Origin of the sequence: Paraburkholderia tropica (assembly GCF_900109265.1) — a bacterium.
Lineage (GTDB): Bacteria > Pseudomonadota > Gammaproteobacteria > Burkholderiales > Burkholderiaceae > Paraburkholderia > Paraburkholderia tropica.
Map to the genome: position 1 here is coordinate 418,342 of NZ_FNZM01000004.1, position 13,098 is coordinate 431,439.

Here is a 13,098-nt window from a genome sequence, read left to right on the forward strand (position 1 = left end):
CAATGAAGTCGCACCTTCTAGCCGCCGTCGCGGCGACGCTCGCGTTCAGCGGGTTCGCCATGGCTGCGCCGGCCGACGACGCCCAGACCGCCGTCGAGGCCCAGTCCGCCCAGCCTGCCCAGTCCGAGAACGAACGGGCCGGCTTGCCTAATCTGGAGAAGATCAACCGTCCGGCTGCGCGCGTCAGCTCGAAGGTCGACATCAATGACGTGCCGCGCACGCCGAGCTTTCATGAAGTGAGCCCGACCGGCACCGAAATCACCGAATACCGCGACAAGGGCAAGCCCGTCGAGATCAACGTGCATTCGAACTTCGGCACGCATTACACGATGAGCTCGAACCCCGACACCTCGCCGCAAGTCCGCCAGAACGGCCAGGCCAGCACGCGCCTGCCGTCGATCAACCTGCATTACTGATACGTCCCTTCGCGCGCGGGCGGCGTGCGCTGTCCGCGCCGCCTCCCGCCCGGCACGCCGCCCCTGAAGCTACTCTGGCGCGAGCGGCCACGTCCGCGAACCGGGCCCCGATTACGAACACCTCACGACCTCAGGCATGGCCGTCTTCACCGCTGTCACCGACACCCAGCTTGCCCATTGGCTGCACGACTACGATCTTGGCGACGTGGTCGATTTTCGCGGCATCCAGTCCGGCATTGAAAACAGCAATTTCTTTCTGACGACGACGCGCGGCGAATACGTCCTGACGATCTTCGAAAAGCTCACGGCGCAGCAACTGCCGTTCTATCTGGATCTGATGCGCCATCTGGCCTCGCACCGCGTGCCGGTGCCCGACCCGATGCCGCGCAAGGACGGCGCGCTATTCGGTCTGCTGCACGGCAAACCCGCGGCCATCGTCACGAAGCTCGACGGCGCGCCCGAACTCGCGCCCGGCGTCGAGCATTGCACCGAAGTGGGCCAGATGCTGGCGCGCCTGCACCTCGCGGGCCGCGACTTCAGCGGCGACCAGCCGAATCTGCGCAGCCTGCCGTGGTGGGAAGAAACGGTGCCGACGGTCGCACCGTTCCTCGACGGCGCGCAGCGCGAACTGCTCGAAAGCGAGCTGGCGCATCAGCAGCAGTTCTTCGCCAGCGACGACTACGCCGCGCTGCCCGGCGGCGCCTGCCATTGCGACCTGTTCCGCGACAATGCCCTGTTCGCGCACGCCAGCCCGGAAACGGGCCACACGGTGCGCCTCGGCGGCTTCTTCGACTTCTATTTCGCGGGCTGCGACAAGTGGGTGTTCGACGTCGCCGTCACCGTGAACGACTGGTGCGTGGACCTCGCGACCGGCGAACTCGACATCGCGCGCGCCGAGGCACTGCTGCGCGCCTACCAGACCGTGCGGCCGTTCACGCCCGAGGAAAACCGCCACTGGGCCGACATGCTGCGCGCGGGCGCGTACCGCTTCTGGGTCTCGCGCCTGTATGATTTTTACCTGCCGCGCTCGGCCGAGCTGCTCAAGCCGCACGATCCGGGCCATTTCGAGCGCATCCTGCGCGCGCGCCGCGCCGGCGTGCCCGACGCTCTTCACGCACACGCTCACCGTTCATGCAACTGATCGAAGTCCCCGCGAAACAGGGCTATGTGTGGTTCCGCCAGGGCATCTGGCTGTTCCGCCGCAATCCGCTCGCCTTTCTCACGCTGTTCTTCGCGTATCTGCTCGCGATGACGCTCATCTCCGCGGTACCGGTGATCGGCGGCGTGCTGCCGCTCATCTTCGTGCCGGGCATCGCCGTGGGTTTCATGGCCGCGTGCCGCGACACCATCGCGGGCAAACCGGTGTTCCCGACCATCCTCGTCGACGGCTTCCGCTCGTACGGGCAAACGGTCACGAAGCATCTGTTCGTGCTGGGCGGGATTTACGTCGTAGCGATGACGCTGGTGCTCGCGGCATCGGCGCTCGTGGACGGCGGGACGCTGCTGCGCCTCATGACGCTCGGCGGCAACCTCGACACCGAAACAATCGAGAACAGCAACATACCGCTCGCCGTGCTCGCCTCGCTGGCGGCCTACGTGCCGGTGTCGATGATGTTCTGGTTCGCGCCGGTGCTGACCGCCTGGCACGACGTGCCGCCAGTCAAGGCGATTTTCTTCAGCATCGTGAGCTGCTGGCGCAACAAGGGGGCGTTCGTGGTGTACGGCGCGCTGTGGTCGGCCGTGTCGATCGGGGTGTCGCTGGGACTGTCGACGCTGCTGCGCGCGCTGGGCGCCGGCGACTTCGCGCTGGCCATCCTGATGCCGGCGCTCATTCTGGTCACGACGATGCTTTACTGCTCGTTCTACGCGACCTACCGCGGCTGCTACGGCGTACAGGAAAAACCGGCCGCCGATCTGCCCGATTCGTCGAATTCGACCGGTTCGGGACGTTGACGCTGGCCGCGCGATGCGGCTGGTCACACCTGCGGGGCGCCATGGTGCGCCCTGTTTGCTTTTCAGACTACTAACGCACTGCCGACTGGCTTAGCCGTAGTGGTTCATCCACGACGGTTGACGGCCGGTCTTCTCGCGATCGAGCTTGCGCATGCGGAATTCCAGGTCATAGATGTCGGCCGATTCAGACAGATAGGCTTCTTCACGCTCTTTGCGCGAAGTTTCGGCGGATTTCGTGAGGAACAGGAAGAGGCGGCTGATCAGGTACATGGTCTGGCTCCGATAATTGGGCACATGCCCGCGGAAGGAATAGAGCCATTATAGGGAAAACCCTGACTAGGGTAAACCCTGAATGTGACACGGATTGTCGCATCTGTTCAACGAATTGCCCGGATCAGCCCGCGTCTTGGGCCAGTTCGCCGTCTTCGTAGTAATCGTCGCTTACGGCATCGCGGCGCCTGGATTCGAAAAAGTCCCAGATCATCGCGCTGGCGTCCGGGCCTGCTGACGAGTGGAACGGCACGCTGTCGTCGCCGCCGCTCCAGGCGTGATCGAGTGTGTTCACGCGGCACAGCCGCACCACGCTCGCGCCGTCGCGCGCGTAGTCGTGGAGCGTGTAGCCGTCGCCCTCGCTTTCGTGCGACACGACGCCCTGGCGCACGCCATGCGCATCGGCCAGATTGTTCAGACGCAGAAATTGCACCGCGAGTTGCTCCGCATTGACCGGCGCGACTACCGCGTCGGCGTCGCCCTGCACAATCAGCGCGGGCATGCCCGGATACGGACGGCCTGCCAGTTGCTCTTCAACGAGTTCGACGGGATCGTGGTGCAGCCCGCGCCGCATCACGTCGAGCGCGGAGACGCCCGAGCGCGCCTCGCCGAACGCCGGCCCCGAATGCAGCGCCACCGCCGCGAAGCGGCCCGGCGCACGCACCGCCAGCATCGATGCCAGCCCCGCGCCCGCGGACAGACCCGCCAGATAGACGCGCGAACGGTCGAAACCGTGGCGCTGCGCGAGCGAATCGACGAGCGAGATGATCGCCGTCACCTCGCCGCCGCCTGCGGGCTGACGCGCGTCATACCAGTGCCAGCACTGATGCGGGTGCGCCTGCGCCGATTGCTCTGGATACAGCACGGCGAAACCGTGCTTGTCGGCCAGCAGATTCATGCGCGTGCCTTCCGCGAACGAATCCATCGTCTGTTTACAGCCGTGCAGCATGACCACGAGCGGCATGCCCTTCGTGTCGAGGCCTGGCGGGAGATACAAGCCGTAGGCGAGCGGCCGCGTCATGCTTTTGGCGAGATACTCGTCGCGGTGCCATTCGCCCGCCGCCCACGCCGCAGCACGCGGCCCGACGCGCGATTCACGCACCGGCGGCCGCGCGGGCGCGGGCGACTGCGCCACGTGCACCGCGCGCGCCACCGCTTCGCCTGCGGCATGCGCGGCATGCTGGGCGTCGCGCCACATGGTCTGCACATCCGGCGCATGCACGCCGGCTTCTCGCAACGCCTCGCGGGCGGCGCGTTTCTGGATGGCGAGCAGACGCTGCATGCCACCCGCCCATAGCTTCGTCAGATTCTTCGTCATCAGCGGCCTCGTGAAAGGGGGTCGAACACCCGAGGCGATTTGCCACGGCGATTCGTTGTGCGATGCACAATAACACCATTCCGCGCTGCCTGCAGAAATGCTCATCCGGCTGTCTGGCCGCACCGATCGGGCACTTTCGTGCAGTGCACCGCACCGGCTCATTTCGCGACGCCGCTATACTGGAAGATCACGCAACGCCATGTCGGCCTACCCGGCCGCTTGCGCGTTAAACAATGGATACCCTCTAACGCCCGCGTCACGGCGCCATGCCATGCCCGACTTACCCGCACACCTCTGGATCTCGATCACCAACCTCGGCGGCGCAGGCCTGACGTTGCCGCTCGCGCTCGGGATCGCGCTGTGGCTGCTCACCGGCTATTCATGGCGCATGGCGGCGAGCTGGCTGCTGCTGCTGGGTGCGTCAATCGGACTCGTCACCGTCACGAAGATCGCGTTTTTGGGCTGGGGCGTGGGCGTGCGTTCCTACGACTTCACGGGCCTGAGCGGACACGCCATGCTCTCCACGGCGGTCTATCCGGTCGCCTTTTTCCTGATGCTGCAAGGCAGCCGCACGGCGCTACGCGCCACGGGCGTGGCGATCGGGCTCGCGGTGGGCATCGCGGTCGGGACGTCGCGCGTGGTGCTGGTCGCGCACTCGCCGTCCGAAGCCGTGACGGGCTGCATCGTCGGCGCGCTCACCGCGCTTGCCTTCGTGGTCTATTGGTGGAAGACGCCGTCCACGCGCATTTCGGCCGCCGTGGTCACGCTGAGTCTGGCCGTGCTCGCATTCGCCGTGCACGACGTGCGCGTGCCCACGCACCGTTGGGTGACGAATCTGGCGCTCACGGTATCGGGGCACAATCAGCCGTACGTGCGCGCCAAGTGGAAAGCCAATCGCAACAGGCTCGCGCCCGGTACGCCGAACGCGCCGGTCTCGCAAACCCGCGACACGCTCACGCCGACGCTGCAACGCGTCGCCTGAGTCCGCATCGGGCGTACGCGGCTGCGGCGCTCGCGCGAAGGCGCGCTCGAAACCGGCTCGAAACCGGCTCGAAGCCAGCTCAAGCCACCGCCAAACCACGCTATCCGGCCACGCCCAGCAGCACGCTCGACGCCTTGAACGCGGCCGTCGCGGCCACGCCCACTTCCAGTCCGAGCGCGTCCACGCTCGCCTCCGTGACGATCGCCGCGATCACCACGCCGCCCGGCAACGCCAGCGTCACCTCCGCATTCACCTCGCCGCGCCGCAGCGCGCTCACCGTCCCGCTCAGGCGATTGCGCGTGGAGAGCCGCGCCGCCTCGCCGTCCGCGCCACCGGCCACCAGCAGCACCGACGACGCCTTCACGAGCGCCACCACGTCCGCGCCCACGGCCAGCCCAAGCGACTCGGCGCTCTCGCGCGTGACGATGGCGGCGAGCGTCTGGCCGCCCGGCAGCGCGATCGACACCTCGTCGTTGACGGCGCCGCGCACGAGCGCCGTAATCGCACCGTAAAGCTGATTGCGCGCGCTGGTGCGCAGACCGAAGCGCCCGAGCACGGCGAGGTCGCCGCTCGCGCCTTCCAGCGCGCCGCCCAGCTCGCTCACGGCCTGCGCCGCGCGTTCGAGGAAACGGCGATGCTCGCGTTCGATCGCGCGATACGTGTCGATGAGGCGCAGCGCACGCGGCGTGAGCGTCGTGCCGCCGCCGCCCTTGCCGCCGGCCGCGCGCTCGACGAGCGTCTCGCCGGCGAGGTTGTTCATGGCGTCGATGGTGTCCCACGCGCCCTTGTAGCTCATGCCGACGGCCTTGGCCGCGCCCGTGATCGAGCCGGTCTCGCGAATCGCCGCCAGCAGCGCAATGCGCGCCGCACCGCCGAGCATCTGCGCGCCCGCCTGGAACCACACCGAGCCGCCGACGCCCAGCTCGCGCGCGTCAGCGTCGGGAACGGGCGGGGAAGGAAAATCGCTCATCGCGCCAACCTGGAAAGAGTTCGGATAGAGCGTCGATTATAGGTACCGCGGCAGACGCCAGGCGTCACGCGCCGCGCGACACCTTCGGCGGCGGCAACTCGCGCAGCAGCCGCTCGCCCTCCTTCGCCGTGTAACGCTTGACCGCCTCGCACCAGCCGCGCGCGAAACCAAGCTGATACGGCTCGGCATCCATGCGTTCGAGATAGCGCAGCGCGACGGCCGCGTCGTTGCCGTCGCCGAGCACGCTTTGCAGCCGCGACAGCGTGCGCGCGGTCTGCGTGCGCGTGCGGCGCGAGGTGATCGACGTGAAGAATTCGAGCGTGTAGCGCAGATATTTCGCGGCGATACGCACGCGATGGCGGCTGGCTTCGTCGATGGCGGTGAGCTTCTGCGTCTGCGCGAGCCGCTCGTAATAACGCCGCACGCGCTTCCTCGCATGCCGATACAGCGAACGTCCGTCCTCGTTCGACGCACCGGACCGACGCGCCAGCGCCGCCAGCCACTGAAGCCACGCGAGCGCCGCGTGGGCGTAACGCGGCGACGCCAGCGCCTCGCGCACGCGCGCACGCGCGGCGGCGCGTTGCGCTTCGGCCGCGTCGCGCAGCTCGTTCCAGCGCGCGGGTTCGGTGTCGGCGTCCGCGAGCGCGGGCAGCGTCGATTCGACGAACACATCGCGATCGCGCGCCTCGCCGAGCAGGCCGCCCAGCCATTTCAGCTCGGGCGCGATGTGCGTGTTCCAGACCGCGTCGCGCCAACGCGAAAAAATCCGCATCGCCGTGCGCAGTCGCCGCTGCGACACACGCATCTGATGAATGAACTCCGTGTTCGGCGAATCGCGCACACCCGCGTCGTTGCCGAACCATTGGGCGCTGATGTTCGCGCCAATCGCGAGCAGCGCGGCCTCGGCGGTCGCCGCACCGCGCAGATCGACGGGATCGGCGTGAACGGCGGCGACGTCTCCCGCCGCGCAGCCCGCCGCCGCGCGCTCGAGCGCATCGGTCACACGCACGAAGGCCGGCAGCACGTCGACGATGTCGTGCGCGCAGGCGAACAGCGCATCGACGAGCGGTGCGGCGTCGGCGCCCTCGTCCCACGCGACGCTCACGCGCAATTCGTGCAGTTCGTGCAGTTCGCGCAATGCATTCCGTTCCTCGGCCTCGCGCGAGGGCGCGAGTGCGTCGCGCACATCGGCATCGAGCACGACCTCGGTGCTCACGCCTTCGCGCGTCCAGCGCCACGCATGGCGTTCGCCCGCGAGCGCCGCCACCGGCTCCGGTACGCCCGCCGCCGCCAGCGCTTCGCGAAAGGGCGCGGGCGCGGCGTCGAACAGTGCGCTCTCGATATCTTCGGCTTCGAGCGGCGCGTCGAAAATCGGCTCGACGATGCAGAGGCCCGGCGTGAACGTGCGGCGACGCGACACCACCACGCCATGCACCGCGCCGCGCGTCTCGACGGCGAGCCGCCAGCCGCCCCGCGCGAGCGCGCCGCCCCGATCGAACATGACGCGGCGCATCGACGCACCTGCATCGGTGGCATCGGTGGCATCAAGCGCGCAGAGCTGCGGCAACGCGGCGCTGACGATAGCGGCGAATGCGCCGGGAGCCGAGCCGCGCGAAGCGGACGCATCAGGCGAAACAGCGGAACGAGGCGCAGTGGACGAGGCGCAAGATGCGGTAGATCCGGCGGACCGGTCGGCATGAGCGGCCGGAGCGGCTGGTGGGGCGGCGCGCACGACGTCGAGCACGATTTCCAGAACGCGGGTCATTGACGCTCCGAGTTGTCGGTGGGCGGCAGGTGGGGCGGCAGAGGGGACGGCATGCAGCAAGGTCGCCAGTCATTGGAGCGGCATCCTGCGGCGGCGGCGCTGCTGTCCTGATATTACACGCGCGCCGTACGCTCTGCGCCCGACGGCATCCCCCGATTGACTCACACGATTTGTACGACTTGATAACGGTCAAAATCGCAAAAACGCGACGGTGAAACAATGCTTACATAACCTGTCGATGTTCTCCGTTCCATAAGGAGTGTTGAGTGTTTCCCGAATTCCGCGAGCTTATCTCCCACCTCAAGATTCAGGACGATCATTTCGCCCGCCTCTTCAATCGCCACAACGATCTGGACCAGCAAATCAAGAATATGGAAGCCGGCATCGTGCCCGCGAATGGCATGGCCATCGAGCAACTGAAGAAAGAAAAGCTGCAACTCAAAGATTCGCTCTATCTGATTTTGCGCAAGGCAGCAGACGCGTAAGCGGCGGCCTCCGGCAGCGTGTCGCGCGGTTGCCGGTTACCGGTTGCCAGTTGCCAGTTGCTGGCAGCCGTGTCCCGGCGGCCAGCGCCGACAACACGCGCACGCCATCGGGCGCAACCTGGCCTGGCCGCCCGAACGGCCGACCGCCTGCCGCCCCGGGCATCCGTCCTTCGCGGTATCCAACGCTTTGTCGCTATCAAGCGTTGTCCAGCGCTTTCCAGCGCCGCCTTGCGGACTCCCGAACGCTTCGTTCGCACACGTCGCGCAAGCCGCACGCGTCGCGCCTCGCGAGTCTCACCTGTTGCGCCTGTTCAATGCAGTCGGATCGATACCGGCTCACCGTTTCCGTCGAGAGAACCTGACTTATGCCCAAAATCGTTCCCAACGTTTCTTCGCTGACGCCCGCTTCCGCAGGCGCCCGCAACCGCAGCGCGCGCAATGACGACGGCCCCGCCGCGCGCCAACCGGCACTCACGCCGCTCGGCGCGGAACGCCGCACCGTCGACGACGCCGTGGAAGCCGCGACCCAGGTCATCGCCGGCGCGATGCACGATCTCGTCGTGGCCAACGGCGTTGCGCCGCCATCGGCCAATGGCGATGCGCGCAACCATGCAAACGGCGCCGAAACCGACGCCGCAGAAGTCGGCGTCGACATGCCCGCGCCGCTGCTCGACTCCATCGCCGCCCTGATGAAAGGTCTGTCGCCCGACGAAGCCGTGCAATTGCGCAGCCTCATCCTCGAAGGCCAGCCGGCCGAGTGGCGCAAGCCGCGCGCGCGTCATCCCGACGAGGAACTCTCGAGCGGCTGGCGCGACGGCGAGTATCCGTATCGCAATCTCATGTCGCGTCGCGCTTACGAGCGGCAAAAGTACCGACTGCAGGTCGAGTTGCTGAAGCTCCAGGCGTGGGTGCGCGAGACCGGCCAGCGCGTCGTCATCCTGTTCGAAGGCCGCGACGCCGCCGGCAAGGGCGGCGCGATCAAGCGCTTCATGGAGCATCTGAATCCGCGCGGCGCGCGCGTGGTCGCGCTCGAAAAACCCACCGAGGTCGAGCGGGGCCAGTGGTATTTTCAGCGCTACGTGCAGCATCTGCCTTCGGCGGGCGAAATCGTGCTGTTCGATCGCTCCTGGTATAACCGCGCCGGCGTCGAGCGCGTGATGGGCTTTTGCTCGCCCGCCGAATACACCGACTTCATGCAGCAGGTTCCGGAGTTCGAGCGGCAGTTGATCCGCAGCGGCATTCACCTGATCAAGTTCTGGTTTTCGGTAAGTCAGTCCGAGCAGCGCCGCCGTTTCAAGGAGCGCCGCGTGCATCCGCTCAAGCAGTGGAAACTCAGCCCCGTCGATCTCGCCTCGCTCGACAAATGGGACGAGTACACGCAAGCCAAGGAAGCGATGTTCTCGCAAACCGATACGGCAGACGCGCCCTGGACCGTCGTGCGCTCCGATTGCAAGAAACGCGCGCGTCTGAACGCCATGCGCTACGTGCTGCACAAACTGCCGTATGCGAGCCGCGAAACCGAGTCGATTGGGACGGTCGATCCGTTGCTGGTGAGTCGGGCGCTTTGAGGGTTTGAGGGGTTGTCTCGGTCGAGAGGCCAGCCAGGAACGCGCCGCGGGAAACTGCGGCGCGTTTTTCTTTGGCGCGTAGTGCGACGCCTACGTCGCATACTGCGCCGCCCCGTTCCCAAACGACCAGTTCTCCCGCGCGACATCGACGAGATTGATGAACACATCTTCGCGCCGCACGCCCGGATCGCGCGCGAGGTTTTCCGCGATCTGCGCGAACAGCGCTTTCTTCTGATCCTGCCCGCGCGTATTGCTCACGGCAATCTGGATCATCACGATGTCGTCGCTGCGTTCGATGTCGAGGTAGTGGCGGCCGAACACGAAATTATCGGCATCGTGCTCGGTGACGATCATGAACTGGTCGTCCTCAGGCGCCTTGAACACTTCCATCAGCGCGAGATGCACGCCCTGCATCAAGGCTTTGCGATAGGTTGCGGGCTTGCCGGCGCGCACGGCGATTCGGGTGAACGGCATGTCAGTCTCCTTCGAGGTCAGTGGGAACCTGCGTCGGTGGCAACGGTGCGAACCACTCGCACCGTCACGTTCGACATGACATCAGCTTAGTCGCCGTCTATCATAATAAAAAGATATCACTCCATATTTCATCCATTTACGTTTGAAATGAAACCACTCGATCTCGACGCCGTGCGCGCCTTCGTTCTGGTCGCCGAATTGCGCAGCTTCACGCGCGCGGCCGACGCGCTCGACACCACGCAATCCGCCGTGAGCCTCAAGCTCAAGCGGCTCGAAAGCCATCTGGGCCGCCAGTTGCTCGAACGCACGCCGCGCGTGGTGCGGCTCGCGCCCGACGGTCACGCGTTCCTGGGTCCCGCGCGCGATCTGCTGGGCGCGCACGAGCGCGCGCTCGGCACGCTCAGCGGCGACGCGCGGCGGCTGACGCTCGGCCTCAGCGAGCATGTCGCCGACGCGCAGCTCGCGCGCCAGCTTGCGCTGTTGCGCGCGCACGATCCCGGCCTCGTGATCGCGCTGCATCTCGGTCTGAGCGCGCAGTTGCTGACGCAATTCGACGAGCGGCGGCTCGACGCGGTAATCGTGCGTCAGGAAGCCGACGAAGCGCCGCGCGGCGACGCCCGCACGCTGTTCGAGGAGCCGCTCGTCTGGCTCGCCGCGCCGGAATGTCCGTGGTCGCCCGGCACGCCGCTGCCGCTCGCGCTGCTCGCCGGTCCCTGCGCCGTACGCGCGGCCGCGATCGCGGCGCTCGATGCGGCCGATATCGCGTGGAACGAGGTGTTCGTGGGCGGCGGCGTGGCGGCCGTCGGCGCGGCGCTGGAGGCAGGACTGGCGGTATCGGCGCTGGCCCGGCGCGTGGCGCCGCGCACGCTCGTCGACGTGGGCGCGAAGTTCGGTCTGCCGCCGCTGCCGGTTTCGCGCGTGTCGCTGTTTTCGCGCGTGCGTGATCCGCGCTCGGCGGCGACGCTGCAATTGCTGGCTTCGAGTCTGGGCGCGGGCTGAGCGCCCGCAAGATGGATCGACGAGGCGAATTCAGGGCAGCGCCAACGCCGCCGCGCCCTGCTCGCGCGCCGCCTGGGTCGACACCGACCAGTTGCGCAGCGACAGCGCCTCGACCATCGTGAGCCGTCCTTCGGCGATGTAGGCGCCCGTGTCGATATACATCTGCGAGCCGATCTGGCGCGGCTCGCGCATCGGCGTATGGCCGCAGTAAGTCAGCGAAAGCGCGAGACTCGCGGGCGTGCCCGCGTTGAAGGCGAGTTCGCGGCCCCAGAGCATGCGCTCGCGCACGTGCTCGTTGAACTGGCCGGCGTCGAGTTCGGTGTCGTCGCCGAAAAATTCCGCGTGCAGCACGTTAAAACGCGCGCCGCCCTCGCCGACCGTGCGCACCAGCGGCAACTGGCGCAGGCGCTTCGCGTACAGCGCCAGCACGCGTTCCGGCACGTGCTGCGCCCAGCCGCCGCCAATGCCGTACCACTGATGGCGCGGCAGCCGCCCTTCGACGACCGCGCACAACGCGTCTTCGTGATTGCCGAGCACGGCGTAAAACCACGGCTTGTCGAGCAGCGTGAGCGCCTCTTCGCACTGCTCGCCGCGATCGATCAGGTCGCCGACCGAAAACAGGCGATCGGTCGTGGCGTCGAAATTCACTTCGCGCAGCAGGAAGCGCAAGGCATCCACGCAGCCGTGCAGGTCGCCCACGACAAAGTCGCGGCCGGCCTCGTTGCTGGCGTGATGCTGAACTTCGGTGGCGAGAGTGGGCGTCATCTTTTCATCATAGCGCCAGGCGCGCGCGATGTATGCGCGCCAATTATCGTTTCCTGGCGCTTTTTTTCGCCCGCCTTCGCGCACGGTCGGGCGTGATGCCGTCCGTCTGCCAGCCCGTCCCGCGTCGGCGCACCCTGGCCGCGATCCACGAGATCACAGCGCGACGCGCGCCTGGTTAGAATCGCGGCAACACCGCGCGTATTCCCCGCACATTCATCAGGGCATCGATGCCAATGAAGGTCTATCCGCAAGTTTTGCGTAATCGCCCGCACATGATGATCGGCCTCGTGCTGGGCGTGCTGATCGGCGCGCTCGTGCCCGCGTCGATCCAGCCGGTGGCGCGCGTGCTGGTCGGCTGGGACGTGGCGATCTGGACCTACCTCGTGCTGATCTGGATTCACATGATGCGCACCGACGAAACCAGCGTGCGCCGCAACGCGCAGCGCGAGGATCAGAACGCGGGCACGGTGCTCATCCTGCTGTGTACGGCGACGGTGGCCAGCATCGTCGCGATCGTGCTCGAACTCGGCTCGTCCAAGGACCTGCACACGGCCTCGAAGGTGCTGCACTCGCTGCTCACGGGCTTCACGCTGATTGGCGCGTGGTTCCTGATTCCCACCCTATTCACGCTGCATTACGCGCGCGTGTATTACGGCTCCGATCGCGAATCGCCCGCGCTCGCGTTCCCCGACGCCAAACTCCAGCCGGATTATTGGGACTTCCTGTATTTTTCCTTCACGATCGCCTGCGCTTCGCAAACCGCCGATGTCGGCCTGCGCGGACGCAGCGCGCGGCGCAGCGTGCTCGCGCAATCGATTCTGTCGTTCTACTTCAACGTCGCCGTGCTCGGGCTGTGCGTGAACATCGCGGCGAGCATGGTGGGGAACTAGACCGGCATCGATTGCAATCCCTGCGCAATCCATGCGCAATCGGTGCGCATTGGCGCGCAATCGATGCACGCGCGGCGCGCGCGCCGCCGCGCAGGAAACCGGCGTCGCCGCCAGCCGGCTTGGCGGCGCGGCGATCGCGCGTCACAGGCACATGCCTTGCTGAATCCCGCATCAAGTCGCCGCGCGTCGCCGACGCTTTGGTTCCGGCCTGCTCTTGCACTACATTGAACAGGACACGCGCCA

At 66.9% G+C, this 13,098-nt stretch carries 14 protein-coding genes; 8 read left to right on the plus strand and 6 right to left on the minus strand.

Going from position 1 to position 13,098, the window contains the following annotated elements; translation table 11 throughout:
- Positions 1 to 2 precede the first annotated feature (2 nt).
- The 3 genes from BMY06_RS08565 to BMY06_RS08575 all read left to right on the plus strand — a co-directional run bounded on the left by BMY06_RS08565 (position 3) and on the right by BMY06_RS08575 (position 2,369).
- Positions 3 to 416, plus strand: coding sequence for a hypothetical protein (locus BMY06_RS08565; protein ID WP_065059972.1), 414 nt, complete (start codon positions 3 to 5; stop codon positions 414 to 416).
- Between the two features lie 136 nt (positions 417 to 552).
- A complete protein-coding gene (locus BMY06_RS08570; RefSeq protein ID WP_074982596.1) occupies positions 553 to 1,557 on the plus strand; it encodes a homoserine kinase in 1,005 nt (334 codons plus the stop codon).
- Entirely contained in the window at positions 1,548 to 2,369 is an 822-nt protein-coding gene (locus tag BMY06_RS08575; RefSeq protein ID WP_065059974.1) for a BPSS1780 family membrane protein, read from the plus strand. The genes BMY06_RS08570 and BMY06_RS08575 overlap by 10 nt, the downstream gene beginning before the upstream one ends.
- 90 nt (positions 2,370 to 2,459) lie before the next feature.
- On the opposite strand, the gene BMY06_RS08580 is transcribed toward BMY06_RS08575, so the two are convergent.
- Together BMY06_RS08580 and BMY06_RS08585 are read right to left on the minus strand one after the other, a co-directional pair.
- On the minus strand, positions 2,460 to 2,639 hold the full coding sequence (locus BMY06_RS08580) for a DUF3563 family protein (protein WP_065059975.1): 180 nt from the start codon (positions 2,637 to 2,639) through the stop codon (positions 2,460 to 2,462).
- Positions 2,640 to 2,763: 124 nt separating this feature from the next.
- The gene (locus BMY06_RS08585; protein ID WP_074982598.1) at positions 2,764 to 3,957 is read right to left on the minus strand and encodes an extracellular catalytic domain type 1 short-chain-length polyhydroxyalkanoate depolymerase; all 1,194 of its coding nucleotides are present in this window, start codon (positions 3,955 to 3,957) and stop codon (positions 2,764 to 2,766) included.
- A 271-nt stretch (positions 3,958 to 4,228) separates the two neighbouring features.
- Between BMY06_RS08585 and BMY06_RS08590 the strand changes: the two genes are divergently transcribed.
- Positions 4,229 to 4,939: a phosphatase PAP2 family protein gene (locus tag BMY06_RS08590; protein WP_065059977.1), complete on the plus strand. Its 711-nt coding sequence runs from the start codon at positions 4,229 to 4,231 to the stop codon at positions 4,937 to 4,939.
- Between the two features lie 100 nt (positions 4,940 to 5,039).
- Here BMY06_RS08590 and BMY06_RS08595 read toward each other — a convergent pair whose 3' ends face one another.
- The gene (locus BMY06_RS08595; RefSeq protein WP_065059978.1) at positions 5,040 to 5,909 is read right to left on the minus strand and encodes a TOBE domain-containing protein; all 870 of its coding nucleotides are present in this window, start codon (positions 5,907 to 5,909) and stop codon (positions 5,040 to 5,042) included.
- A 64-nt stretch (positions 5,910 to 5,973) separates the two neighbouring features.
- On the minus strand, positions 5,974 to 7,410 hold the full coding sequence (locus tag BMY06_RS08600; protein WP_161495536.1) for a CHAD domain-containing protein: 1,437 nt from the start codon (positions 7,408 to 7,410) through the stop codon (positions 5,974 to 5,976).
- Positions 7,411 to 7,940: 530 nt separating this feature from the next.
- On the opposite strand from BMY06_RS08600, the gene BMY06_RS08605 reads away from it, so the two are divergent.
- Positions 7,941 to 8,159 carry an HP1242/YdcH family protein gene (locus BMY06_RS08605; RefSeq protein WP_065059980.1) on the plus strand — a complete coding sequence of 73 codons (219 nt, stop codon included), beginning with the start codon at positions 7,941 to 7,943 and terminating at the stop codon, positions 8,157 to 8,159.
- A gap of 365 nt (positions 8,160 to 8,524) precedes the next feature.
- Positions 8,525 to 9,727, plus strand: a complete 1,203-nt coding sequence (gene ppk2 / locus BMY06_RS08610; RefSeq protein ID WP_074982602.1) for a polyphosphate kinase 2 — start codon at positions 8,525 to 8,527, stop codon at positions 9,725 to 9,727.
- 90 nt (positions 9,728 to 9,817) lie between these two features.
- Here ppk2 and BMY06_RS08615 read toward each other — a convergent pair whose 3' ends face one another.
- Positions 9,818 to 10,201, minus strand: a complete 384-nt coding sequence (locus BMY06_RS08615; protein WP_074982604.1) for a tautomerase family protein — start codon at positions 10,199 to 10,201, stop codon at positions 9,818 to 9,820.
- 147 nt (positions 10,202 to 10,348) lie between these two features.
- On the opposite strand from BMY06_RS08615, the gene BMY06_RS08620 reads away from it, so the two are divergent.
- Complete coding sequence (locus tag BMY06_RS08620; protein ID WP_074982606.1) at positions 10,349 to 11,200, plus strand: LysR family transcriptional regulator; 852 nt, start codon at positions 10,349 to 10,351, stop codon at positions 11,198 to 11,200.
- Between the two features lie 30 nt (positions 11,201 to 11,230).
- Here the strand turns inward: BMY06_RS08620 and BMY06_RS08625 are convergent, their stop codons facing one another.
- Positions 11,231 to 11,965, minus strand: a complete 735-nt coding sequence (locus BMY06_RS08625; RefSeq protein WP_065059984.1) for a metallophosphoesterase — start codon at positions 11,963 to 11,965, stop codon at positions 11,231 to 11,233.
- Between the two features lie 227 nt (positions 11,966 to 12,192).
- On the opposite strand from BMY06_RS08625, the gene BMY06_RS08630 reads away from it, so the two are divergent.
- The gene (locus tag BMY06_RS08630; protein ID WP_074982607.1) at positions 12,193 to 12,855 is read left to right on the plus strand and encodes a DUF1345 domain-containing protein; all 663 of its coding nucleotides are present in this window, start codon (positions 12,193 to 12,195) and stop codon (positions 12,853 to 12,855) included.
- The last annotated feature ends 243 nt before the right edge of the window (positions 12,856 to 13,098 follow it).